This window comes from Fibrobacter sp., from assembly GCF_017545445.1.
GTDB lineage: Bacteria > Fibrobacterota > Fibrobacteria > Fibrobacterales > Fibrobacteraceae > Fibrobacter.
Genome location: NZ_JAFWOM010000013.1, coordinates 1 through 23,797, shown reverse-complemented (window position 1 = coordinate 23,797; position 23,797 = coordinate 1). Strand labels below are relative to the sequence as shown.

Here is a 23,797-nt window from a genome sequence, read left to right as displayed (position 1 = left end):
TATATATGTAAGCATGGTATTTTATCTGGCTTTGACCGAACGCCGCAACGCCTTCCCGCGAGCCATTACGCACAACGAAGCCAGGGCCGCTATCGCGGAAAATGCAAAAAACATAAACTGCACACTCGACGACGGTACAGTTCTTGAAGGTTTTGTTATCGGAAACGAACATAATAACGTTTTACTCTACTACCCCGACGCCGACGAAGATGCCGCCCAATTCTTGGCCGAACTTGATTCCTTGCCCGGTTACGCCGCAGCCACATTCAACTACCGCGGAAGCGGAAACAACAAAGGAACGCCCTCTCAAGAAACTTTTGAATCCGACGCCCAAATGATTTATGAATGCGCCTCGCAAATAAACGGCAAAGAACCCGAAATCGTCGCTGGGCGCGGTACAGGCGCCATTTTAGCCACAAAAAAGGTAAAAACGGACAATTTAGTCATTTTAATAGACCCTGTTTTAAGTATTGCAGACGTAATTTCCGAAAAATACCGGATTCTATACCCCAAATTCCTTGTCCGAGCCGACATAAAAATCGAAAAAACAGACATTTCTACCACAAAAAACATCGTGATTCTGTCAGATCGGGCTCGATTCCGTGATAGAAATCACAAAATCGGACTGGCACTTAAGGACGTTAATTTATCAACGCGGGGTGAAAAATCCTTATCAGAGGCCATTTTTGACGTAAAAAAACGCAAATAAAAAAATTTTTTTTCATTTGTTGCAACATTTTACTTTTTTATTATTATTTTTTATACAACAAATGTTATTGGTTACGAAAAAATTATTTTTTTCTTTGTACTTGTTTTTTGGAAAAAAAACATTGACATTTGTAGAAAAAGTTTTTATTTTATCAACAATACAACAAACAAAAGAGGTGTAAATGGAAAACGTAATTGTAAAAATGGATGTCCGTGGTTTCATCAGATTCCCGGAAGAAGCTGTCAAGACGCTCAAGCTCGACAAGCTCGCCACTCAAACTAAGACAGAAGATGGCAGAACCGTCGATGTCGGTCCGTATGTTGACGTCGAAGTCGATGTTGCAGGCAAGCGCATCGCTATCACGCCGATCAAGACCCCGAAGGCTACTTCTTTCCGCTTCATCAACGGAATCATCGGCTCCAAGTCCAAGTTCCTTTACTTCAAGGGTGCATTCAACGCCATCGGTCTCGAAGTTGCAACCGGTGCATACACTTTGGTCAAGGAAGGTAACAAGTATGTCTTCACCGCCAAGGGTTCCAAGAAGAAAGGCGAATGGACGACTCTTGCCTGCCGTAACGCAGTTGGCAACAAGACCATGCTCTCCATTGATACCCGTGGTACCATCATTTTTGACCACAACACCAAGAATGCTCTGAATACCAAGGAAAACAAGACTATGGTTGCCGAATACGATGCAGCCAAGAAGACCTTCAAGCTGACGTTCAGCAAGAACAAGGGCTTCATCAACGTCCGTACCATTGCAAGCCATGCAAACGCTTCGTTCATGGGCACGCTTTCTTCTCACGGCATCGCTCTTCCGCTCAAGAGCTTCCGTACCGAAAGCCAGGTTGATAAGAACGTCCTCACGTTCAGCGTCGCACCGCTCGTTGCTCAGCAGAAAGCAGCCAAGAAAAAGTAATCGAAGAATCCAATAAAGTTCAAAAGGGAGAACAGATAAAATGATTGATGTATTCAAAGTATTTTATCCAACTCACTACAACTTCGCAGCACTCGCTATATTATTACTTCTGTTATTTATATACCTGCTGACGAAGAAGAACTTTAAGTGGGGCATCATTACTATGGTTTTGTTTTTGGCATTGAATATCGCTATATACAAGCGTACCGAAGGCAAAGCCTGGACAATCACCATTGAGCCGGAAAAAACGTCCGATCCTTACTATACACCGCAGGTCAAGAAGATGACCTTCTCTGTAAAGAAGAATTGGAGCATTACCGACGAAAAGGGTGAAGTCCACCATTGGTGCTGGGTAGAAGATTATTGGCAAGAATTTTCAAGCATGGACCTAGTCTCTGCACTTTGGGGTTCAAAATCCTCCAAGAAGATGGTTAAAGCATCAGAAGGTCGAGCTGAAGATATCGGTGAATAATTTCTACTAAATCCGCTTTAAAGCGACAGTAAGTTTAGTTCGCCATTCTCCATCCGGAGGATGGCGGGCTTTTTTATAAACTCTCCGGGAGATGCAATCACACCATTGGGCCTGTTCCAAATGCCAGAAATATGGTGATGACCGTGAATGCAGAAATCGCATTTCTCTTTTTCCAAAATGCGGTCGCCCCATTCCAAATATTCATCTATTTTAATCGTTTTGTTTTCGCCATATTTACGGCTGTTCCGCCCAACAAAACGCGCGAGCCCCATCCCCCAATCCGGATGAATTTGCCTAAAAAGGAACCGATTGAACGGAAAATCGAGCACTCGACGTAAAAAACGGTAGCCGCGATCGGACGCAGCAACGCCATCGCCATGAGTCAAATAGACTCGTTTGCCTTGAATTTCAAGAATAACGGATTTATGGACAGCCACGCCTAACGTTTTCGGGAAAAAATCCCCGTATGCAAAGTCATGATTACCTTGCAAAAGATGAACTTCAACACCCGATTCTACCAGTTCGGCAAAAACTCGGTACAAATTAAGATGTGCTGCGGCCACATAATAGCTGTACTCGTACCAAAATTCAAAAAGGTCACCGATCACAACAACATGACTCGCCTTACCTTTCCACGAAGAAAGCAACTGGATTAATTTTCGTTCCCTATCAGGAACCGCGCCCGGCGGCTCGATACCCAAATGTGCGTCACTAATAAAATAAGCAGGCAATTCCATACCATCAATCTTAATAAAATTTATAACGTTCGTTTTTTTATATCTTTGACACATGCGCTTCAACATCTATTTTTTTTGCTTCGCCCTTGCTTTAGCATCCGTTCTGTCGGGATGCTCTATGAAGCTCACGCAAGGCGACCTCGAAGGGATTCCCCTGACCGATGAAAATTACAGTTTTTTCGGTAACATCCCCTTCATTTACGGGAGAGACTCGTTAGAACTCTCGCAAGACTTGCTAAAAGCCTATACGAAAGCCGCAAGCGAGCAGGACTTTCCGCGTGAAGCTTGCCGCGGCGAAGCGACTATCAAGGCAACAGTCCAGCAAAATGAACCCCATTCCGCTTGGAACCTCGCCGTTTTGATTCCGTTTTGGCCCATCCTCCCCGTCAACGAATCTTGGACTTACGCACTTTCTGCACGTATTTTCTGCAACGGGACTCTTGCGCGGCATGTAGAATTCATTGAGCAACAAGACGTAAAGGCGACTTTTTATGGATGGTTCCGTACAGACCTCGTCAATAAAGCCTCCAAAGAAATGCACCGCAAACTCGTGCAACGCCTCACCTTTGAACTCAATGCAAACAGACAAACGGACATGAACAGCGTAAGCGATTATTAGGTTAGTTAGGCGCCTACGGCGCGATTATAAAACTAACAACTAATGACTAACGACCATTGACAAATTTTAATTACTATCTTTCGTCTATAGTCTATAGGGCAAAGCCCGTTCTTTCGTCTAAATCGAATATGCCATACACTTTATACATTGTTGCGACTCCTATCGGGAACATGGAAGACATCACGTACCGTGCGGTTCGCATTCTCAAGGAAGTTCCGCTCGTCCTTGCCGAAGACACCCGTCATTCGAGGATTCTCTTTGACAATTACGGCATCACGACGCCCATGGAAGCCTATCACGACTTCAACAAAGAAAAAGTCACGCCGAAGTACGTTGAATTTCTCAAGAACACAGGCGACATTGCATTGGTGAGCGATGCTGGCACTCCCGGCGTTGCCGACCCCGCATTCAATCTCGTGCGTGAATGCGTCCGCGAAGGGATTGACGTACGTGCCATCCCGGGCCCGTGTGCAATGATTACGGCACTTGTCTCATGCGGCATGCCGACCGACCATTTTACGTTCCAATACTTTTCGCCCAAGAAGAGCGCCCAGCGTATCCACTTGCTCGAAAAGCTGAAGGACGAAGAAGCGACTCAAATCTTTTACGCAAGTCCACACAACATCGACAAGTTCGTCGAAGAAATCAAGCAAGTCTTTGGCGACATCAAGATTGCTCTGATGCGAGAACTCACCAAGAAATTCGAAGAACACCTGATCGGAACGCCGACAGAAATCTCCGCACACTTCAAGGCGCACCCGCCCAAAGGTGAATTCGTGCTCGTGTTCAACCCCCAAGATAAAAGCGGACTGTGAGATAGGTTATAGGTTGTAGGTTTTAGGGATTAGGAAACAACACTCGCACTCCGTACGTCTTTATTAAACGGGTTCGCCGCGATTATATATCCTAACCACTAACCACCAACCACTAACCACTTCCTACTGCCTACTTCCTACTAATAACCAATGACCATTGACCAACTTCTAAACAAGCTTAAATCTCTTCCGAAGGCATACAAGGTTTACGTTTCTGTTCTTGTTGCAATTGAACTGGTACTGTTCCTATTGCGACCGGACACGCCAGGGCTTTACATGCAACGTCCGCAGTTGTTGCCGCTTATTGCCGCACTGCCGTTTTTATTCCTAAAGAACGTTCGCAGCCCGTTTTCGCGTTTCATGAACACTTACGGCATCATCGTCTTTGCGTTCCTTGCTTTAGACTATACCATCGGAGATAAAAGCGGAAACGGACATGCCGGACTCTTCCAGATTGTCGTGACATTTATCCCGATGGCACTATACTGGTTTTCGAAGTTCATCCGCTGGAACATAAAGCTATTCAGGCAAAAAGAACCTCTTATCGCACTCGCTCTCGCAACGATTTCTTGGGGGTTCGTCGCTTTCGCATTCCCGCCGCTCCCGCTTGGCCCTGCGATGTTCGTCTTGCTTGTACCGTGGTTCATCGTCTTGAACAGATTCAACCGCGAAACAGCCATCTTTGCGACATTTTGGGCAAGCATGGTCTATAACTCCGTCAACTATTACTGGATTAGGAACGTGATGAACGTGGAGACTGCCCCATCAGAGCTCATCTTCCTTGGCCTCCTCCTCCTGATAGCATACCTTAGCTTGTTCAATGTTCTCGCCGCATTCGCTTATACTACCATAAAAAATTTCAAGTTCAAATCCAAAAAGTACTTACTCGCATTATTTCCGCTCTTCTTTGCATCCATCGAAATGTTCCGCACCCACGGCGACTTCGCATTCCCGTGGAACCATCTCGGCTATACACTGGGCAACCACATTGAACTCATTCAGGCGCTTTCCATTATCGGCGTATTCGGCTACACTATTTTAATCATGGCCTCGAACCAGATTGTCGCATACGCCTTTATACAAAAAGGGAGAAAAAAACTCATACTCTTTACAGTACCCTTCATCGTTTTCCTCGCACTTCTGATTCATGGTTGCTATGTTCTTTCGGCCCCTGAAGCAGCTCCATTCTATAACACCAAAGCACAAGAGAATCCCACAATAGCCATGGTACAGCCCAGCATCGCCCAAGGCGCCAAATGGAGCAAGGAACGATTCGATGCCATCATAAACAAAACTTTCGGCATGGCCATGGACAGCACAAAGCCAGGTACAAGCATCATCTTGCTTGCAGAAACCGCTGTCCCGGCACACATCCGCACTCAACCAGAGGTTATCGACCGTTTGCATCAAATGGCCGACGAAAAAAACGTAAATATCCTTACCGGAGCCCTGGACTACAAGCAAGTTTCCAAAGACCTCAACAATCCGCGCCGTTTCGAAATCTACAACGCCTCGTTCCTCTTTACTCCGGGCGACCACCGTTTCCCAAAGCGTTACATCAAAAAGCACCTCGTTCCTTTTAGCGAACGCATCCCCTTCGACGAGGTGTTCCCCATCCTGAACTACGTGGATCTTGGCGAAGGCGACTTTGTTCCCGGCAAAGAAACGCCCGTCTATGGACCTTACAACTGGACTCCCTACATCTGCTACGACGCCATCTTCGGAGACCTCGTCCGCGACGCCATCCAAGCAGGATCTCGCCTCATGGTGAACATCACGAATGACGGCTGGTTCGGTCGAAGCACCGCCCCCTACCAGCACCTGAACATCGTCCGCCACTTGGCGGTCTCTTACGGTTACCCCGTTGCACGCCTGGCAAACAGCGGCGTCTCCGCATTCATCGACCAGTACGGCCACTACGACCAGAATACAGAAATCTTTGAAACCCGCGTCATACAAAGAAAAATGCCCCTCAAGACAAGGAGCACGTTCTATACAATCATAGGAGAGCTTTTCGAAGAATTTCTCTTATGGTTCCTAGCGATTTATCTCGTAGCCGTATTCGCAGTAGCAAAGCTGGAAAAAAGGTTACAGGAGCAAGCGATTAGGAATTAGTAGGAAGTAGGCGGTAGGAAGTAGGAAGTTTTTATAATCGCGGCATGGTTCGGCAAGCTCACCAACCTAGTCAGGTCCCTGAGCCTGTCGAAGGGCTGCCTACTAACCACTGTCTACTTGATCAAAGCAACAGCATCGGGGGCCAGTGTCCTGCTTTGGGGCGTTCCTTGAATTCTGCCTTGGGCAGGAATTCCTTGAGCTTTAAGGTCCATTCTGGTTGAACGGCTGTGTCCAGTCGCCCGTAAAGCACTTGAATCTTTTCGCTATTCGGGATAACAGATTCTACACGATGTTCAGCCAGATACATAAGTCCTTTCGAAAGCGACTCCGCATCGTACTTCTTGGCCTCGTCGAACCAGTCGTCTTGCCAGTCGCCAAAATCTTCTTCGAACAGTTCCATGAACGATTTGAGCGCAGGTTCCGTGGTCGTTAAAAGCTGGTGCGCCATGAAATGAAGGTTCGGCACGGTCCAGTTCCCGATTTCGTCACAAAAATCGGCATAAGGCGAAAGCAGAATCCACTTTTGCCCCTTTTGGGGCCCAGACCCGGAACACAGGAGCGACAAAGCCCCCAGTCCCCATGCCACGACAGTCGATGATTTCTTGAGTTCTGGAATATCCATCGGATGTTCCAAAAATTCAGCCAACTGGCTGTACTGCACATAGATATGGTTTGCTGAAGGAGCTACGTCCATCAGATCATCTTCCCAAATCCCGAGATTTGAGGCCCAATCGGGCAGCCAGATCCATTTTTCGCTCATATTCAACCTCACACATGTGAAGAATCTACCTAAACACCGGTATATCATTGCCGAAAAAATTTCTTTTCACAGCATTTTTGATATTCGTACCCTTATGGATATATATATCCATTTTTTTCTTTGATAGCAAGTTCTAAAAAAAGTATTTTACATTTCGTATTATTTGTTTACTTCTGAAGACAAAACATTGTATATTATCTGTATAAAATTATTCTAGGAAACCTTTAAAGAGATATTGTAATATGAGACACTTGATTCCATCTCTCTGCTTAGCTCTTCTCCTGGCCGAAACAGCCTGTTCCGCGCCGCAAGCCGCAAAACGCAGCGATGCCGACGCACGCAGCAAAAAAGCCGCCATCACGCGCCAACATGCCGCAAGCGCCTATGACGAACTCGATGACAATACGGCTCCGGTCAGCAAGAAATCTACAGCTACGGCATCGACGGCCTCTACGAACGCAAGTGCAGCTGCAGCTTCGATCAACATCGACCAAAGCCCGAAAACGAACCTCGACGAAGCGAGGGAAGTGATTCAGGACTACACGCAGCCTATGATTGTGGTAACGCCTGCAATGAGTTCCAAGGGTGAAGCTCAGGAAATTGCTGTCGATAACAACTCGCACTCCGTGCAAGAAGCTATCCACAGCTACCTCACCAAGAAGAACTACGAGGTCAAGTCCGTCGAAGGCCAGGAAACGCTGAACGAAATTCTTCAAATGCAAAACGATATTGCGAACACGGAAGACGACCTCTCCTACCTCGCTGGTATCGCCTTGGACGCAGATGTCTATATCAAGTTCAAGCAAGAAGTGACGAACGACGAAGTCTCTGTAGAGCTTTCCGCATACGAAGCCTCGACCGCCCGTTTGCTCGGCTCCCAGACCTCGACCGTCCGTAACAACGGTCACACGTCCAAAATCAATATCGCGTCTAATCTCGGTGCCGCAGTCCGCAAGGCCATGCCCGGCCTCGAAACCAAGATTCTCAGCTATTGGAAGAACGACCTCTCCAAGGGCAACCAGTACAAGGTTGTCATAAACATCAAAGGCGAATACTCCGACAGCCAGACCGAAGACTTGCACGACGCTATTATGAAGGGACTCAAGAGCAACTTCAGTTCTGTAAAGGTGAACGTGATGACCGCAAAGACTTTGGACTTTGTCATTTACGCAAGCGCAGTTAAGTACAAAGACGCACAAGAAGTTTATTCTAAAATCAGGCAGATTCTCAAGCCTCTCGCCGATACAAAGAAAAACAATATTACTCGTAAGTTGATTTTGATGGAGCTGTACTAGTAATGAATATCAAAGCCATTATCCTTTGTGCGTGCATCGCGGTAATCCCTGCAATGGCGGGGAAAATCGTGACATACACGGCGACCTCAAAGATTTCGCAAGAAGAAGCGAACAACTCGGCTATTGCAGGTGTTGCAAAACAGGTCAAGTCCAAGATTTCTGCAACACAGAAACAGACCAAATACGAAGACATCTACAACGGGGAAAGCACGCTCGGTGAAACTTACAGGGCGAACAATACTGTTAAAAGCAATGTTGTCCTGAAGGGCGTCAAGGTCGTTCCTGTCAAGATGGAAAAAGGAAAAGGGTACAAAGCAACAGCGACTCTCGACATGGACGAATTCACAGCGGACCTCCGTTTCCGCTTGAACACGCTCAAGCAAGAAATTGCGGATCTCGAAAAATCTTCCAAACAAGCGTTTAGCGACCGCATTTATATCAATTCCATAAACGATCTCGATGCCGCCAAAGAAAAAGTCAACGAATACAACTTCTATTTGGCACAGCTCGCAGATGTTTATCCCATTGACGACAGCTACCGTTTGCAGCACGGGCTTGCCGACTTCGAAAAGATTCTCGTCGAAAGGCTTTCTCGCCTGACCTTTGAAACGACGGCAAAAGCGGACCTTGAAATCGGACGCCCCGAAATGCCTGCCTGGGATGTTATCGTCAAGGATTCCTTGGGACCGGTCCCCAGTTTCCCGCTGATCGCTCGCCAAAGCAAGACTCTCGCGGAACGCCGCACGCAAGACGACGGCACCGTCACGTTTAGCTTGCGTAACGTGAACTTTGAAAAAGGTCCTTACGTCATTATCGTGGAACCGAACTTCCCCTACGAACTCTTGAAAAAGACTGGCATGATGAATGCGTTGGAAGTTCCTTACCGCGTCATCCGTTCCCGTTGCGAAGTGAGCGTCCAGTGCAACTTGCCTTCGAATATCTGCAAGGCTATTGACAACGCACTTTCAAAGAAGTCCATCTATACGACAAACGACGATACGGTTTCTCCTCCGTTGAATGTGGAAGTCAGTTCCGATATCAGAAACAAGCTCGGTTCACTGAAATCCTATGATGTATCCATTTCCATCAAGGGTGCCGGAGTTGACTTTTTCTCGATGTCAAAAGGTGCAGGCAAAAACGAAACCGACGCGACTTTGAGTGCTATCAAGAAAACAGACTTTTCACCGCTCCAAAAGCAACTCGAACCCTATTGCGGGAAATAACATTCAACAATAAAGCCTAGCATTGTCACCCCGGATTTATTCCGGGGTCTGTTGTTTTTTATCTTTACGAAGCCGCAGCAAAGCGGCTTTTTTATATGCAAAGAAAAATTTTAACATTGCTGTTCGTCTTGCTGCTCGCCATCCCTGTTGCGGCAGGTTTTAGCGTGAACAAAAAGGGACTCCCCAAACGTCCGCAAAACAGCTACGTCTATGACGAAGACCGCTTACTCACCAAGCAAGAAGTGCAGTTTGTAAACGAACTCGCCGAACAGCTTTACAAAAAGGCTGGAGTCGGGCTTGCTGTTGCTCTCATTCACGATATCGGCTATGCGGACTTTAGGGATTACGCCTTGAAGATTGCAGAAAGCTGGGGCGTTGGCGGAAAATCAAACGAAGGCATCCTCATTTTTGCAGCAATGAAGCAACGCAGGCGAAGCGTCGAAGTCGGTTACGGTGCAGAAGGCTACCTGCCTGACGTGCTCGTGGAACGGCTCCAGCAAAAGACAATTGTCCCAGCGTTCAAGGTTGAAAAATACGGCCAAGGCGTGATGCAGCTCGCATGGGAAATCGCGCAAGTCGTCGCCAAGGAAAAAGGTATCACGCTTGACGTCAACACCGACCAGCTCCCGCAAGAAGACGACGATTCGTCCGGACTCGGACTCATTATTTTTGTGATTCTGTTCCTGCTCGTTGCGAAGAACGGCGGCGGACGCGGAAACGGTTGCCTTTGGTTCTTGCTCGGAAATGCACTCAGCAACAGCAGTCGCGGCCACCACCGCGGTGGATTCGGCGGAGGGTTCGGTGGTTTTGGCGGAGGCGGATTCGGCGGTGGATTCGGCGGAGGCAGCTTTGGCGGTGGCGGCTCCGGCGGAAGCTGGTAATTGAGAGGTTCCTTTATGAGAAAGATTTTAAGCGTTGCAGAATTTCAAAATTCAGAATGGCCGAAGCTCTTTGAAGAAGCACTCGGCGACAATCTCGTTTCGGCTTTCGTTCACGGCGATTGCCTTATGGAAGGGTTTTCTGCGCTGGAATCCCCGTGGACCGTCAGCTTCATCTTGAAGTCCAATTCCGCACAGGACTTGCTCCCGTTGCAAAAGCTCACATCAAAGGCGAAGCACGATAACATCATGTTCAATCATGCATTCAGCCGTTTTGAAATCAAGACTTCGCAAGACGTGTTCCCGCTGGAATTTTTGCACATCAAGAGCAAGAACGTGACGCTTTGCGGCGAAACTCCGCTTGCAGATTTCAGCCCGAACCTCGCGGAACTGCGTATGGAATGTGAACGCGAACTGCGCGGACTGCTCGTGCATTTACGCCGAGCCTTCCTCTACCTCAAGGAAGAACGCAATCCGCACGGGATTTACGTGCGTTCCGCAACGACACTCCTCCCCCTGCTTTATGGCGTCTATTACCTTTCGACCGGCAATTATCCCGAGAGTCACGATCAAGTTTACGAGATGTTCCCGGGCGTGCGCATCCCTAATATGACTAGGGACAACGATGTGATCGTATCAAACATCAACAAGTACATCGAAGCCGTTACTACAATCGTGAATCAAGTCGATGCGATGAAAGTTTAGATCATATATATTTTGCTTTTGGGTCTGGTTTTAAAGAACATTCATATCCGCCAATTCTATTCCACTTTGTCCAAGTACGGTCTTCTCCAATGTAACGATCACCATCATATCCATCGAATTTATACGTACCCTCATTTTTCAACATTCCGTTTTCATCCCATTCTTTCCAAATTCCATCTGGTTCGCCATTTTTATATGAGCCTTCAAATGCCAATCGTCCATTTTCATGATAGACTTTCCATACGCCAACTTTCTTGCTTGATTTATAGGCACCTTCATACATTAATTGTCCATTTTCATAATACCACGATTTCACATAACCATCACCTTCAAACCCATCAATAGAGTGACACATTCCTTTTTTAAATAGGAGGAAAAATGGAGAACTACTTTTACCTTCAGGAAATTTTTCTTGTTTTTCCAGACGACCGTTTCCATACCAGATTTTAAGTTCATACATTTTTCCATTCTTATAAATTCCTTTTTCCTTCAATCGACCATTCTCATACCAAATTTTAGAAACACCCTCTTTTTCACCATTTGCATAGGGTTTTTCTGATTTTAATCTTCCATTCTCAAACCACGTTTTTTCAAAGCCCACTCCTACGGAAGGGATTTTTTCAAACTTTTCTAGACGACCGTTTTCATACCAGACTTTATGTTCATACACATCCCCATTCTTATAAACTCCATATTCCTTCAATCGACCATTCTCATACCAAACTTTAGAAGCGCCCTCTTTTTCACCATTTGCATAGGATTCTTCTGATTCTAACTTTCCATTCTCAAACCACGTTTTACGAACACCCTCTAGTTTGTCGTCTTTATAAATTTCTTTCGATCGCTGTTGTCCATTTTTATACCATGCTTCCCAAACGCTATCTTTCTTACCGGCTTTGTAATATTCCACTGATTCTAACAGCCCACTTTCATACCATGTTTTCCAAGCACCATCTCTTTTTCCATCCTTAAAATACTCTTCATATTCCAAACGACCATTGTTATGCCACCTTTTTTCAAAGCCATCGCCTACAGAATGATTTGAACAATCTTTATATGCATAAGAATGACCTCGATAGCCAATTTTTGTTGGGCACTCGCCATTAGAAAAAGTTTTATCAAATCTAAGATTTCCATTCTCAAGCCACACTCTAAACACATACAAAGTTCCATCTTTATATTTTCTATACACGTTCATTTTTCCATCAGCATACCATTCAATCCAATCACCATCTCGTTTACCTGCTTTATAATATTCTTTTAGCCTTATTTGTCCGTTTTCATGCCATTCCCTCCTAATACCATCCAGTAGCCCATCTTTATATTGACCCTTCGCCCACACTTTTCCATTTTCATAAAAAGAAATGACCTCTTGGACATCATTACAATATGTCGTGATGGATCGTAACGCACCATTATCGTAATATTCCTTATGTCCTTCTTTTTCGCAAGCGTCGTAATATTCCTTGCGATTATCTTTGTCGGAATGTTCTTCTTTGTCGCAAGCGACAAATAGCAAAACAGAGGCAAAAAGCAGCGTGAATAAGATAAGTTTTCGAAATTTCATAATCGAACTCGTTTGTTGCAAAATACCATTTATTTAGAATAAACATTACTTGAAGGAATATGATATTCCATAAAAAACTCTCCATTTTGTACACCATTACAATATGTCGTGATGGGTTTTAGCGCACCATCATTTTGATCCATGGACGCTTTGGAAACAAGTCTTTTTTAAATTGATGTTTTTCAAGCAACTTTCCATTTTCATGCCATCTATTCCAAGCACCATGCAGTTCACCATTTTTATAAAATCCTTTTTAAGACATTTTTACGAAGTTCCTTCAGCAGTTTTTTCATTTCCTTTTTCATCTTTTCCTTATCATTCTTATATTGTTCTTTTATCAATTTTCCGTTTTCATCCCATTCTTTCCAAACACCTTTTTTGTAATCCTCCTCATACGCTCCCATTTCTTTCAATCGTCCTGATTTATGCCAAATTTTCCAAATACCTATTCTTTCACCATTTTCACAGACGCCCGTTTTTTCCATTTGTCCGTTATCATACCAATATTTGACAACACCTTCTAGCTTACCGGATATATAATTTTTTTCAGTTGCTAATCGGCCATTTTCATGCCATCTATTCCAAGCACCATGCAGTTCACCATTTTTATAAAATCCTTTTTCTTTCAACTTTCCATTTGAATACCATTCTTTATAAATTCCTTCTTGCTTACCAAATATGTAATTTCCATCAACAGCTAACCGACCATTTTCATGATATTCTTTCCAAATTCCATACGGTTCATCATTTTTATATTGTACTAGCAATTTCAATTTGCCATTTTCATGCCACACCTTCTGAATGCCGTGTAACTCACCAGATTTATAATTTTCCAATTTTTTTAACTTGCCATTTTCATGCCACACCTTCTGTGTGCCATGAAACTCACCAGATTTATAATTTCCCAATTCTTTTAATTTGCCATCTTCAAACCACACCTTCCGTGTGCCATGAAACTCACCAGATTTATAATTTTCCAATTTTTTTAACTTGCCATTTTCAAGCCATTCTTTCCACGTTCCTTCAGGCTTGCCAAATTTATAAGAGCGAGCCGATGATAATTGTCCATTTGAGAACCACTCTCTCCAAGTGCTATCTTCTTTACCCTCTCTATAAAATTCTTCTTTTTTCAAATTTCCATTTTCGTACCATATATTCCAAACGCTATCACGCTTGCCAGATTTGTAATATCTTTCAAATTTCAATTGGCCATTTCGATACCATACTTTTTCAAAACCATTTCCATTAAAATAATTTTCACAATCATTTCTAAACCCACCCCAAGGACGCTTCTTTTTGCAACGTTTTTCCCATCCTTCCGACGCCACTACTTCTTGTAGCGGAAGTCCATCTTTAGAAAATTTCTTATAAGCTAATAATTTACCATTCTTATAATTTATTTCCGTTTTTAATTGTCCATTTTTATAATTTTTTTTCGTTTTTATTTGTCCGTTTTCATACCATTCCTTCCATTCTCCATCTAGTTGACCCGATTTATAATTTACTTCTTCTTGCAACGATCCATTTTCATGCCACGTTTTCACAATGCATTTTTCATTATCTTCAGTTTTATAACGCCATTCCTTCAATTGTCCATTTTCATACCATTCTTTTTCAAAACAAACTTTATCATAATCGGCTTTATATTTGCAAAAACATGCGTCACAAACACCAGCTTCGTATTTCACCTCAGTTTTCTGTTGACCGTTTTCAAACCATTCTTTCCAAGAGCCATCTTCCAAATTCTCTTTGTAATATTTTACACTACGTAATTTTCCTTTTTCATACCAAGTTTTCCATTCTCCATCTACTTGACCCGATTTATAATTTACTTCTTCTGCGATTTTCCCATTTTCGCGATATGTATTCCAAGCCCCATCTTTCTCGTCATTTTTATATTGGCCCTTTGCCCAAACTTTTCCATTCTCGTAATACGAGATGTACTGACCATTTTTTACACTATCACGATATGTCGTGATGGATTTTAACGCACCGTTACCGTAATATTCCTTACGTTCTTCTTCGCCACAAGCGACAAAGAGCAAAACGGAAGCAAAAAGCAACGTAAATAAGACATGTTTTCGGAATTTCATAACAGGACTTGTTTGTTGTAAATTAATAATTTTTAGAAAATTTCACTGGATCCTTCGACTTCCCCTATCGCGCTTTGCGCTCCAGGGTTCGCTCAGGATGACACGTTTGAAGATTAAGGATTCCCGACTTCATCCCATTTTTGCCAAACTTGTTTATTTGATTCGTAATATCCTTCTCTTTTCAATTTTCCGTTTTCATCCCATTCCTTCCAGATGCCGTCCGGCTTGCCTAATTTATACGATCCTTCGAACGCCAATTGACCATTTTCATGATATACCTTCCATACACCATCCTTCAAATCAAAAGCATAAGAGCCTTCATACCATAACTGTCCATTTTCATTCCATTCTTTCCAAACACCATCTCGCTTATCGTTTTTATAATTTCCTTCCTTTTTCAAGTTGCCATTTTCATACCATTCCTTCCAAGCTCCGTATCGCATACCATCTAGGTTATAATTTCCCTTCTCTTTCAAGTTGCCATTTTCGTACCATTCTTTCCAAACACCTTCTCGTGAACGATCCTTATAATTTTCTTCCTTTTTCAAGTTGCCATTTTCGTACCATTCTTTCCAAACACCTTCTCGCGAATGATCCTTATAATTTTCTTCCTTTTTCAAGTTGCCATTTTCGTACCATTCTTTCCAAAATCCGTCTCGCTTATCGTCTTTATAATTTCCTTCCTCTTTCAATTTACCATTCTCGTACCATTCTTTCCAAACGCCGTGTTTCTCGGCAATTCCACAATAAAGATGATGATCCACTACTCGCTTGATACATTTTTTACGATAAAGACGCAAAGCAACTAGCCCCTCTTTATATGAGCCTTCTTTTTTCAATCGTCCATTTCGATACCACTCCTTACTCAATCCATTTTTCACGTTTTTTTCATAACGTTCTTCACCTTCCAATTGTCCATTATCATACCAAAATTTCCATACATCATATTTCTGACCATCTTTATATTTTCCTTCACTAGCCAATTGCCCATTTTCATGCCAATATTTCCACAAGTCATATTGCAGACCATCTTTATATTTTCCTTTACTAGCTAATTGTCCATTTTCATGCCATTCTTTCCAAATTCCAATTTTTTCATCTGATTTGAAAATTCCTTTACGAGCCAATTTTCCATTTTCATGCCATTCTTTCCAAATTCCAATTTTTTTCCCCTGATTTGAGAATTCCTTCGCTTCTTAAAACTCCTTTTTCATACCACGTTTTCACAGCACATTTATCAGCATTACAGTTTTCTATAGTGCTTAATTTGCCATTTTCATCCCATTCTCTCCAACTACTAACAGACTTACCTGCTTTGTATTTTCCTTTCCTTTTCAACAGACCATTTTCATGCCACTCTCTCCAAATTCCAACAGGCTTACCTGCTTTGTATTTTTCATCTCTTATTAACCAACCCCATCCACTCCATTCTCTCCAAACTCCATCTCGCATTCCATTTTTATAGCTTTCCATTTTTATCAACTTTTTTTCATCGAATTCCCACTCTTTCCAAATTCCATTTTTACGGCCATTTTTGTAATATCTTTCAAATTCCATTTTTCCTTCTGGATACCACCTTTTCCAGAAACGGTCATGCACTCCGGCTTTATAATAAGCCAATTCTTCCAATTGTCCATCACCATACCACTTTTTCCAAATTCCATTCTCCCGGCCATTTTTGTAATATCCTTCTAATGCTTTTTTGCCATCTGGATACCACTTTTTCCAAAAACGGTCATGCTCTCCGGCTTCATAATAAGCCAATTCTTCTAATTGTCCATCATCATACCATTTTTTCCAAATTCCGTTTTTCTTACCATTTTTGTAAGATCGTTCAAATTCCAGTTGTCCATTTTCTTTCCAAGATCTCCATAGGCTATCTTTACCATTTTTATAATATTTTTCCTCCTTCATTTGTCCATTTTCATACCCCCATTTTTCATAACCGTCACCTAAAGAATCATTTTCGCATTCTCGATGAGGGAACAATCTGATACCATCACAAAAATCAAACCACCCATTAGAAGCATTTTTGTCATATTTTTGATTTCCATTCAAATACCAACTCTTATATGAAAAAATTCTATTGCCTTGGTAAATTTTTTCCTCTATCAATTGATCGTTTTCGTACTCGCGCTCTCTATTGAAGCAACGTATTTCACAATCGCCAACAAAATCACTGCTATATGTTGTTTTAGATTTTGGTTTTCCGCAATCATAAGATTCTTTATGTTCTTCAACACGTTCGCCACAAGCGACAAATAGCAAAATGGAAGCAAAAAGCAGCGTGAATAAGATATGTTTTCGGAATTTCATAACAGGACTCATTTGTTGCAAATTAGAAAAAAATCACTGGATCCTTCGACTTCCCCTATCGCGCTTTGCGCTCCAGGGTTCGCTCAGGATGACACATCCAAAGCAGACTACTTCACCCTTGCTCAGGATGACCAAATCCATTGCCATTGTTTCAACAATTTACAACATGCACTCGCGATTGATTATTGTCAATCTGTTAAATTATCGTAAATATTGTGGATTCAATGAAAGTGTAATTTTTACTAGAAATCAAAAACTCCAAGCCCTACATGGAATCTGAAGCCTTGTTTCAAGTCATAGACATCGCTGACCAAATAACCAACAGATGCTGATATTCTTAAAAATTTAATTTCAGCATTTAAATCGGCATGTGGTTCAAAGAAAAACGCAGGGTGTTTGCAGAACCAAAAGAAATCGAAGTGGTACCCTAAAGAAAACGACAACGGAACATATTGCGGAAAAGGAAATAATTCAACGCTTGGATTAAACAACAACGTAGTCGCATATAACACCGTCAAACCCCAATAATGGTAGCTGACAAGAACTCCTAAAGATGCTGCAAGTGCATATATAGGTTCAGTCATTGAAAACTGGTAAGAATCCCTATCTTTAACAAGTCGAAAAGATAAAGCCTCGCTTTTAACGGACAGCTTAAAATTTTCAGAAGTGGCATAATCCCATATAAAATAATTATAAAATGGGATTCGCTTTTTGAAACAGCAACATTTATGTTAAACAAAGACCGATGTGTATCGGAATACCAATTATCGCAACAAGGTTCATCTGGCAAAGATACAGCATGAACAAAACCGACAAAGCAGAACAATAATGCAAAAAAAAATTTCATTTTTACAATCTCAAGCACATTTCGTTATAAAATATATAACTCAGCAAAACAATGGCCTATAAAAAAAAAAAAACTCCCCGGATTTACGTCCGAGGAGTCTTTCGAGCCACCCAGCAGATTTGAACTGCCGACCTGCTGATTACGAATCAGCTGCTCTACCAGCTGAGCTAGAGTGGCGAACGCGGACAAATATAGTAAAACAATGAAATCCTGTCAAGATTTACTGACAACTTTTATTTTTTTTTCTAAAATTGTCTTACGAAAAATTTTAACATGGAAGCTCAATAATGGCTAACGAATCTAATAACAATAATTCTGAACTTAAGGCGTTCTTTGTCAAGCACGGTACAACAATTGTTGTGGCGTTCGTCGTTCTCGTTGCAATCATTGCGGGAATCATCCAGTTCAAGGAGGCTCGCAAGGCTGCAGCCGCTGAACAGAGCGAACTCATTGGCGTGGGCTTGACTTATCTCTATGCGGGCGAAAAGGACAGCGCCTTGGTCGAATTCGAATCCAAGATTGCATCTGGCAAGCTTGAAGGCCTTGCTCTTGCAAAGGCTTCTCTCCTCGCTGGTAACATCAAGTTCGAAAAGAAGGATTTGGTCGGTGCAGCGATTCTCTTCCAGACGACGCTTGACAATGCGGGTTCTGTCGCTCTCGTGCGTTCGGCTGCCATGCATGGTCTTGCCGCAGTGAAGATGGAAAAGGGCGATTTCTCTGCTGCAGCAAACTTCCTCGAAAAGTACATTGCTGAGTTTGGCAAGCGTACAGGCGACAAGGAAGACCGCTACCAGAAGGACGAACCGGCAGACGAGGTCCCGATGGTTGCCGATGCCATGTGGAAGCTCACGCTCGTGTATCAGCAGCTTGGCGCAAGCGACAAGGCCAAGGCTACCGCCGAACGTCTTCTCAAGGTCTATGGCGACAACCGCGCTTTTGCGGACAAGGCTAAAAAGTTTATCGCCGCTCTTTAATTTTAGTTATTAGCTAATGGTCATTAGTCAATGGTCATTAGTATTTTCCATTTGTCACCTCGGTCTCTGTTCCGAGGTCGATTTTTTTTAGGAATCTTTTCAAGCTCGACTTGGTCGGGCTTTTTTTATATTTTTATTATAGAACAACGTAATTGGAAGGGTTGATGAAAATATTTTTGTTTTGCATTATTGCTGCAATGTCGTTTACTATTGCTGCTAACGATGAATTGTTGGACGAATTAGCAGACGAAAAACTGCATAATCTTCTTGCTTGTCCTCAAGTGGGGAATGTTGATGAAAACTGTAAAAAACAGAAAGCTTTATTGTCTGAAAGTATGGCTAAATTAAGCGAGGATGATCAGGAAAAGGTTCTCAATCTTACTGCAGCAAAGTTTGTTTTGGAGATGGGAAAGAATAAAAATTTGGAAAAATTATCGGAAGCATTGCAGAATCTTTTTAAAGATAGATGAGGAGCGTGTAAAACTCCGAGAAGAACGTGCTTCACTTGCAAATCCAGGTGATACGGTAAAAAAATTTGCTGAAGAATCCTTTGAGTTGTTTGCTAAATGTAAGAATCAGCAGTTGGATGAAGGTGAGTGCAAAAAAAGAGAAAAATTGCTGTCGGAACGCGAAAAAAAATTGAGTGTGTCTGATCAGGAAAAGCTTCAAGCATTCGTGATGCAAAAACTTATAGAAAAGTAAGAAATCACAAAAATAACCTTATAGCGGATTTTGTATCTTTCCGTACAATATAAAGGAGTAGGAAGATGAAAAAACTATTGTTTTGCGTTATCGCCTCAATGTTTTTTGCCTGTGCCGGCAACAGTGATTCAACGAAAAAAATTGCGGATGATGCACTCTATTTGAGTATTTTGTGTGAGCGAAGAGTCAATGAAGCCTGTGAAGAAGAAAGGGCTCTGTCGCAAAAAGTGGGTGAGGAAAAATATGATGAAGCTCGAGTGCTTGCGGCTGAGAAATTCTTTATGTTTATGGAAAAAATGGAAGCATTGGAAGCTCGTAGAAAGGAAAATGACAAAACTGTTGGGGAAATGTTGCCTCCTATTTTACCATCCGATTGTGGTGAATGTAGCGATTCGCTGAAAAAGTTTGTTGAGGACCGCAATGATTCGACGTGTGGTAAAAAGCAGTTGCTAGAAAACCCGTCGATTGAAAGCGAATGCCTTAAGCGGTCTAAGCAAATGATGGAACGTTATGAGAAAATGAATTTGGAAGACAAAAAAATGCTTGAAAAAATTTTTTATAAAAAAATTATGGAATTGGAATAGATTAGTAATACTAAATCGCTAATGTCCAGCCGATGACGAACAATGCGTAGTAGGCGATGACCCAGAAAATATCGGTCATTGCAGTTGGCGCTCCCCAGCGGAGCGTTTTCTTTTTGGGGATGAAACCGCAGAAAATGCCTGCGATGAATCCGTAAAGATGCCCAAGGATGTCTGCGTTTTCGCCGAGGCCTAAGAACACGGCGAGCGAGGCTGCACCGCAGAGTGGTGCGAATCGGCGGAGCATGCCGTGCGTTTCGCGAGGCATGAGGCGGAACTCGATAACGGCGAGGCAGCCAATGACTGCAAATACGAATCCTGAAAAGCCGAGCGAACGGAAGTTTGTCTGTACCGTAAGTGCGACGAAGAAATTAGCAACCGCAGCTCCAACGGCGAGGAACGGCACTAGCTTTGCTAGCGAAATGCGATAATGCAGAAGACTCAAGGCGAGGTATCCCGAAACGAGATTCCCGGCGAGATGGCGAGCGTCTCCGTGGAGCGTCATGGCGGTGATGGTTCGCCACCATTCTCCGCGTAGGATTTTAGAGGCATCGGCGATGCCTGCGTTGTGCATTTGAATGAATGCGTCTGAAAAGTCTAATAACGTACAAACGATAGGAATGAGGAGGACCCACAGCGGCTGAAAACTGAATTTTAGCGGTAGAGCTGGAGGCTCGCTGCGAGGCGGATTTTCGTAATGGTAAAGGCGGATTTGGAATTGCGCGGTACGTCGCTTGTCCGGCTCGACGAAAATTTGGAACGGTCCTTCTTCGGAGCGTTCGATGCGATGCGAGATTCCTTGCGATAGAAGGACGAGGCTTTCGTCGCGGATTTGTTTGAATGCGCCCTCGCTGATGCGGATGTCTGGCGGCGGCTGAGGTTCTTCGAATGTCGCTGTCGTTGCCTGATTTGGCGGTGCGGATTCTTGAGATGGCGTGGGGGCGGCTGCTTCTGGATTTGCAGACGGTGACACACGCGAATCCTCAGTGGATGGCCTGCGGCGAATCATTGGCGACATAAAGTGTGGCATGGCGACTTTCCTGATGTGGGTTTTCTAGTTAAAAGCAAACCGCGTGCCAAAAAAGGAAATCTGCTTCAAGCTTTCCCAAAGAATCAAAATCAAATTCAAAAAAACAAATTTCACTAAAAACCAAAAACAATAGCCTCCTCACTTGTTCAAAAAATAACATGCAAGCGTTTCAAAAGCAATGGTTCAAAGCGTTTTTTTGAAACGCTGGTCAAGCAATTGTGCGGCGGATGTGAGCGCGAATTTGCCTGTCGCAGTTTCGCATTCAGCACGGACGTATGCGAAGTCGAACGTAGCCACCGGAATGTCGGCGTGGTCGGGGGCGGCGACGAGGCTCCCTATCAATACTTCTTCGTCGGGAGCGAGTTTTCCGTTGGAGAGCATGCGGCGACCGTAAATGCGGATGTAGCGGAATCCGCCGCCGGTATCCCTGTTGCTGCGGGCGTGGAACGTGATTCCGTTGCGGTCGCGTTCCCACCACAGGGCTGGGCCGTCGGTGATGTAGCAATTGTCGGCGGCGAAGGCTGCGTTAATGACATCGAGAGAGAGTGAATGCGTAAGGTGACCCAGCCCTTCGGCAAGCTCAGGGACCTGGGGTGGGGTGACAGAATCGTTATGTGGATCCCCTCCCGTTGGTCGAGGATGACGCATTAACGGAGATTCTTGCTTTGCGTCACTTCCTACTTCCAACTTCCAACTTCCTACTCTAATCACTGTGCGGACGTTTCCGAAAATGTGCGCTCTCGTGTGCTTGAGCGAGAGTAGCGGCAAGTCAACGGCGGTCATGTCGTTCAAATCACCATGGGCGTCGTTTCCGCCGATGGGCAGCAAGTAATTGCCTTTACCTAACTCGTTTATCCAAAATTCTCGACCGAGCTTGAACCCTTCGTCGCGGCTACCGTTCCAAAACTGGAGTCCGCGAATCGCGTGATTCTTTTTTGTGCTTTTGTTCGCAATATTTAAATCTTCGGGCTTCCAGTAGCCTCTGCGGAAAACGAACTTTTCCAAAAGCCCCATTTGCTGGAAGGGGTGGGCGGCAAAGCAGTGGGCGTCGGTGTCATTCAGAATCTGCTTGATGCTCCGCGTGGGCCTGTTTTCGAGCCAGTAGCGTCCGCAGTCGCCAAGCCCCGGCAGGTAACCGTCGGGTGCAAGGACCGTCACGTGAACGTTTTCGCCTTTGCTGTTCCCTGCAGAGACTTCTTCGCCAGCGAGCAGGAGTGGCATCGGTTTTCCGCTTTCGTCTTTACTTGGAAGCGCCGCAATCTCTTCACGCAACTTTTGAAATCTTGGAACGGGAGATTCCGCTTCTTTGGTGTAGTCTTCTTGCGTGAATGCGAAATCGTAAGCGTGGTCGGTGCAGCTCACAAAATCGAGGCCGACCGCTTTTGCCGCTTGCTGCAAGACTTCGGGCGTGGCACCGTATTCCACATGGTCTGCGGAGTAGTGCGTGTGGCAATGCATTTCGCCTGCAACGTAGCCGGGAGCGATGGGCGGAAATTCGTTCAAAACTTTGAAGCGGAGCGGTGCTTGCTTTAAACGCGGCAAGTTCCAACGTTCAAAAGTTTGCATTTTGCCGTCACGTTCTACGGTCAGCTTGCAATAAGCTTCGTACGTGCCTGCCGGAATTTCGCCGAGCGGGAATGGGATGAACTGCATTTGTTCGTGAACGTCGAGACTCAAGTCCTTGCTAATGACGATGTCCGATTGCGACGCATTGTCTAAATCTTGTTGTTTCGCACTGTTTAAATCTTGCGCATTTTCAAAATACATCCCGTCACGTTCAGCGGTGCGTTTCAGAACAATCTCTGCTGTCTTGAGCGTTGTCGGGAATCGGTCTGCATCGCGTACGACTATCCACAGCGTGGGTTCGACTCCCGGCACAAACTGGAAGGGCGAATCGAAAATGATTTCGGGCCATGGCTTGTAAAGGAGCGACCAGGGTAGCTTAAATTTAAAATGCGTTTCGGCGTAACGCAGTTTTTCCCCTGGCAAAAAAATCATCAGTCCCCTTTAGATTTGACATTTGTTGCAGGTGCGGCAGGCGTGTCTTTTTCTGCCGCGGCTTCAACAGTCGTTTCAACAGTTTTCTCTTCGGGCTGCTTTGCTGGCGTAGCTGGGGCGGCAGGCGCGAGCTTCATTACAGGCGCTTTTGCGGTATCTGCCGCGACGTTCTTAGTTAACGAATCTGCGACATTCTTGTTCAGCGAATCTGCCGCGACTCCTGCTGTATCTTTGGCACTGCCTAACGAATCTGCGACGTTAGCTTTTGTTGAATCGGCGACATTTGCGCTATCGGCGGCAACTTTTGCAGAATCTACCTTTGCAGAATCCACTTTTGCGGTATCTTGTACAGCGCTTGTATCCGCGACAGCATTTAAAGAATCCGCACTTAAAGAATCCGCGAGAATCCCGACAGATTTTTTCTTGCGCTTTTTGGGCTTGT

General features: G+C 44.1%; 23 protein-coding genes, 1 tRNA gene and 1 pseudogene. 14 read left to right on the top strand and 11 right to left on the bottom strand.

The window, feature by feature from the left end; translation table 11 throughout:
• Nucleotides 1-13 precede the first annotated feature (13 nt).
• From IKG78_RS01535 to IKG78_RS01525, 3 genes are all read left to right on the top strand, one after another.
• Nucleotides 14-709, top strand: coding sequence for an alpha/beta hydrolase (locus tag IKG78_RS01535; protein ID WP_290938436.1), 696 nt, complete (start codon nt 14-16; stop codon nt 707-709).
• Nucleotides 710-890: 181 nt separating this feature from the next.
• On the top strand, nt 891-1,628 hold the full coding sequence (locus IKG78_RS01530; protein WP_290938434.1) for a hypothetical protein: 738 nt from the start codon (nt 891-893) through the stop codon (nt 1,626-1,628).
• A gap of 163 nt (nt 1,629-1,791) precedes the next feature.
• Nucleotides 1,792-2,100: a hypothetical protein gene (locus IKG78_RS01525; protein ID WP_290938432.1), complete on the top strand. Its 309-nt coding sequence runs from the start codon at nt 1,792-1,794 to the stop codon at nt 2,098-2,100.
• A 17-nt stretch (nt 2,101-2,117) separates the two neighbouring features.
• Here the strand turns inward: IKG78_RS01525 and IKG78_RS01520 are convergent, their stop codons facing one another.
• Nucleotides 2,118-2,837: a UDP-2,3-diacylglucosamine diphosphatase gene (locus IKG78_RS01520; protein ID WP_290938430.1), complete on the bottom strand. Its 720-nt coding sequence runs from the start codon at nt 2,835-2,837 to the stop codon at nt 2,118-2,120.
• Nucleotides 2,838-2,955: 118 nt separating this feature from the next.
• Between IKG78_RS01520 and IKG78_RS01515 the strand changes: the two genes are divergently transcribed.
• The 3 genes from IKG78_RS01515 (at nt 2,956) to lnt (ending at nt 6,386) form a co-directional block, all read left to right on the top strand.
• Nucleotides 2,956-3,456, top strand: a complete 501-nt coding sequence (locus IKG78_RS01515) for a hypothetical protein (protein WP_290938428.1) — start codon at nt 2,956-2,958, stop codon at nt 3,454-3,456.
• A gap of 128 nt (nt 3,457-3,584) precedes the next feature.
• On the top strand, nt 3,585-4,271 hold the full coding sequence (gene rsmI / locus IKG78_RS01510) for a 16S rRNA (cytidine(1402)-2'-O)-methyltransferase (protein ID WP_290938426.1): 687 nt from the start codon (nt 3,585-3,587) through the stop codon (nt 4,269-4,271).
• Nucleotides 4,272-4,421: 150 nt separating this feature from the next.
• Nucleotides 4,422-6,386 carry an apolipoprotein N-acyltransferase gene (lnt, locus tag IKG78_RS01505; RefSeq protein ID WP_290938424.1) on the top strand — a complete coding sequence of 655 codons (1,965 nt, stop codon included), beginning with the start codon at nt 4,422-4,424 and terminating at the stop codon, nt 6,384-6,386.
• 121 nt (nt 6,387-6,507) lie between these two features.
• Here the strand turns inward: lnt and IKG78_RS01500 are convergent, their stop codons facing one another.
• Complete coding sequence (locus IKG78_RS01500) at nt 6,508-7,146, bottom strand: alpha/beta hydrolase (protein WP_290938422.1); 639 nt, start codon at nt 7,144-7,146, stop codon at nt 6,508-6,510.
• A 242-nt stretch (nt 7,147-7,388) separates the two neighbouring features.
• Between IKG78_RS01500 and IKG78_RS01495 the strand changes: the two genes are divergently transcribed.
• The 4 genes from IKG78_RS01495 (at nt 7,389) to IKG78_RS01480 (ending at nt 11,247) form a co-directional block, all read left to right on the top strand.
• A complete protein-coding gene (locus IKG78_RS01495; RefSeq protein ID WP_290938420.1) occupies nt 7,389-8,441 on the top strand; it encodes a DUF6175 family protein in 1,053 nt (350 codons plus the stop codon).
• Between the two features lie 2 nt (nt 8,442-8,443).
• Nucleotides 8,444-9,664 carry a hypothetical protein gene (locus IKG78_RS01490; RefSeq protein WP_290938418.1) on the top strand — a complete coding sequence of 407 codons (1,221 nt, stop codon included), beginning with the start codon at nt 8,444-8,446 and terminating at the stop codon, nt 9,662-9,664.
• 95 nt (nt 9,665-9,759) lie between these two features.
• A complete protein-coding gene (locus tag IKG78_RS01485; protein ID WP_290938416.1) occupies nt 9,760-10,545 on the top strand; it encodes a TPM domain-containing protein in 786 nt (261 codons plus the stop codon).
• Between the two features lie 15 nt (nt 10,546-10,560).
• Nucleotides 10,561-11,247, top strand: coding sequence for a hypothetical protein (locus IKG78_RS01480; RefSeq protein ID WP_290938414.1), 687 nt, complete (start codon nt 10,561-10,563; stop codon nt 11,245-11,247).
• A gap of 1 nt (nt 11,248) precedes the next feature.
• Here IKG78_RS01480 and IKG78_RS01475 read toward each other — a convergent pair whose 3' ends face one another.
• The 6 genes from IKG78_RS01475 to IKG78_RS01450 form a co-directional block, all read right to left on the bottom strand.
• Nucleotides 11,249-12,814, bottom strand: a complete 1,566-nt coding sequence (locus tag IKG78_RS01475) for a hypothetical protein (RefSeq protein WP_290938412.1) — start codon at nt 12,812-12,814, stop codon at nt 11,249-11,251.
• Nucleotides 12,815-13,053: 239 nt separating this feature from the next.
• Entirely contained in the window at nt 13,054-14,907 is a 1,854-nt protein-coding gene (locus IKG78_RS01470; RefSeq protein ID WP_290938411.1) for a toxin-antitoxin system YwqK family antitoxin, read from the bottom strand.
• 113 nt (nt 14,908-15,020) lie between these two features.
• Nucleotides 15,021-16,034, bottom strand: a complete 1,014-nt coding sequence (locus IKG78_RS01465) for a toxin-antitoxin system YwqK family antitoxin (protein ID WP_290938409.1) — start codon at nt 16,032-16,034, stop codon at nt 15,021-15,023.
• A 10-nt stretch (nt 16,035-16,044) separates the two neighbouring features.
• Nucleotides 16,045-17,223: a toxin-antitoxin system YwqK family antitoxin gene (locus IKG78_RS01460; RefSeq protein ID WP_290938407.1), complete on the bottom strand. Its 1,179-nt coding sequence runs from the start codon at nt 17,221-17,223 to the stop codon at nt 16,045-16,047.
• A 242-nt stretch (nt 17,224-17,465) separates the two neighbouring features.
• Nucleotides 17,466-17,807, bottom strand: a complete 342-nt coding sequence (locus tag IKG78_RS01455) for a hypothetical protein (protein WP_290938405.1) — start codon at nt 17,805-17,807, stop codon at nt 17,466-17,468.
• A 367-nt stretch (nt 17,808-18,174) separates the two neighbouring features.
• Nucleotides 18,175-18,247, bottom strand: a tRNA-Thr gene (locus IKG78_RS01450).
• 110 nt (nt 18,248-18,357) lie between these two features.
• On the opposite strand from IKG78_RS01450, the gene IKG78_RS01445 reads away from it, so the two are divergent.
• The 4 genes from IKG78_RS01445 to IKG78_RS01430 all read left to right on the top strand — a co-directional run bounded on the left by IKG78_RS01445 (nt 18,358) and on the right by IKG78_RS01430 (nt 20,330).
• Nucleotides 18,358-19,044 (top strand): tetratricopeptide repeat protein, encoded by a 687-nt coding sequence (locus tag IKG78_RS01445; protein WP_290938403.1) that lies wholly within the window; start codon nt 18,358-18,360, stop codon nt 19,042-19,044.
• Between the two features lie 164 nt (nt 19,045-19,208).
• Nucleotides 19,209-19,514 carry a hypothetical protein gene (locus IKG78_RS01440; RefSeq protein ID WP_290938400.1) on the top strand — a complete coding sequence of 102 codons (306 nt, stop codon included), beginning with the start codon at nt 19,209-19,211 and terminating at the stop codon, nt 19,512-19,514.
• Nucleotides 19,438-19,746, top strand: coding sequence for a hypothetical protein (locus IKG78_RS01435; protein WP_290938398.1), 309 nt, complete (start codon nt 19,438-19,440; stop codon nt 19,744-19,746). Before IKG78_RS01440 ends, IKG78_RS01435 begins: the two co-directional genes overlap by 77 nt.
• Before the next feature lie 65 nt (nt 19,747-19,811).
• Nucleotides 19,812-20,330, top strand: a complete 519-nt coding sequence (locus IKG78_RS01430) for a hypothetical protein (RefSeq protein WP_290938396.1) — start codon at nt 19,812-19,814, stop codon at nt 20,328-20,330.
• A gap of 10 nt (nt 20,331-20,340) precedes the next feature.
• On the opposite strand, the gene IKG78_RS01425 is transcribed toward IKG78_RS01430, so the two are convergent.
• The 3 genes and pseudogenes from IKG78_RS01425 to IKG78_RS01415 form a co-directional block, all read right to left on the bottom strand.
• A complete protein-coding gene (locus tag IKG78_RS01425; protein ID WP_290938394.1) occupies nt 20,341-21,300 on the bottom strand; it encodes a rhomboid family intramembrane serine protease in 960 nt (319 codons plus the stop codon).
• 240 nt (nt 21,301-21,540) lie between these two features.
• The gene (locus IKG78_RS01420; RefSeq protein ID WP_290938392.1) at nt 21,541-23,355 is read right to left on the bottom strand and encodes a hypothetical protein; all 1,815 of its coding nucleotides are present in this window, start codon (nt 23,353-23,355) and stop codon (nt 21,541-21,543) included.
• Nucleotides 23,355-23,797: pseudogene (locus IKG78_RS01415) on the bottom strand (hypothetical protein); the annotation flags it as partial. The gene IKG78_RS01420 and the pseudogene IKG78_RS01415, both read right to left, overlap by 1 nt.

Coding starts and splice junctions, on each gene's coding strand:
- IKG78_RS01535 (WP_290938436.1), top strand. CDS start 14: ATGGTATTTTATCTGGCTTTGACCGAACGCCGCAACGCCTTCCCGCGA.
- IKG78_RS01530 (WP_290938434.1), top strand. CDS start 891: ATGGAAAACGTAATTGTAAAAATGGATGTCCGTGGTTTCATCAGATTC.
- IKG78_RS01525 (WP_290938432.1), top strand. CDS start 1,792: ATGGTTTTGTTTTTGGCATTGAATATCGCTATATACAAGCGTACCGAA.
- IKG78_RS01520 (WP_290938430.1), bottom strand. CDS start 2,837: ATGGAATTGCCTGCTTATTTTATTAGTGACGCACATTTGGGTATCGAG.
- IKG78_RS01515 (WP_290938428.1), top strand. CDS start 2,956: ATGAAGCTCACGCAAGGCGACCTCGAAGGGATTCCCCTGACCGATGAA.
- rsmI (WP_290938426.1), top strand. CDS start 3,585: ATGCCATACACTTTATACATTGTTGCGACTCCTATCGGGAACATGGAA.
- lnt (WP_290938424.1), top strand. CDS start 4,422: ATGACCATTGACCAACTTCTAAACAAGCTTAAATCTCTTCCGAAGGCA.
- IKG78_RS01500 (WP_290938422.1), bottom strand. CDS start 7,146: ATGAGCGAAAAATGGATCTGGCTGCCCGATTGGGCCTCAAATCTCGGG.
- IKG78_RS01495 (WP_290938420.1), top strand. CDS start 7,389: ATGAGACACTTGATTCCATCTCTCTGCTTAGCTCTTCTCCTGGCCGAA.
- IKG78_RS01490 (WP_290938418.1), top strand. CDS start 8,444: ATGAATATCAAAGCCATTATCCTTTGTGCGTGCATCGCGGTAATCCCT.
- IKG78_RS01485 (WP_290938416.1), top strand. CDS start 9,760: ATGCAAAGAAAAATTTTAACATTGCTGTTCGTCTTGCTGCTCGCCATC.
- IKG78_RS01480 (WP_290938414.1), top strand. CDS start 10,561: ATGAGAAAGATTTTAAGCGTTGCAGAATTTCAAAATTCAGAATGGCCG.
- IKG78_RS01475 (WP_290938412.1), bottom strand. CDS start 12,814: ATGAAATTTCGAAAACTTATCTTATTCACGCTGCTTTTTGCCTCTGTT.
- IKG78_RS01470 (WP_290938411.1), bottom strand. CDS start 14,907: ATGAAATTCCGAAAACATGTCTTATTTACGTTGCTTTTTGCTTCCGTT.
- IKG78_RS01460 (WP_290938407.1), bottom strand. CDS start 17,223: ATGAAATTCCGAAAACATATCTTATTCACGCTGCTTTTTGCTTCCATT.
- IKG78_RS01455 (WP_290938405.1), bottom strand. CDS start 17,807: ATGACTGAACCTATATATGCACTTGCAGCATCTTTAGGAGTTCTTGTC.
- IKG78_RS01445 (WP_290938403.1), top strand. CDS start 18,358: ATGGCTAACGAATCTAATAACAATAATTCTGAACTTAAGGCGTTCTTT.
- IKG78_RS01440 (WP_290938400.1), top strand. CDS start 19,209: ATGAAAATATTTTTGTTTTGCATTATTGCTGCAATGTCGTTTACTATT.
- IKG78_RS01430 (WP_290938396.1), top strand. CDS start 19,812: ATGAAAAAACTATTGTTTTGCGTTATCGCCTCAATGTTTTTTGCCTGT.
- IKG78_RS01420 (WP_290938392.1), bottom strand. CDS start 23,355: ATGATTTTTTTGCCAGGGGAAAAACTGCGTTACGCCGAAACGCATTTT.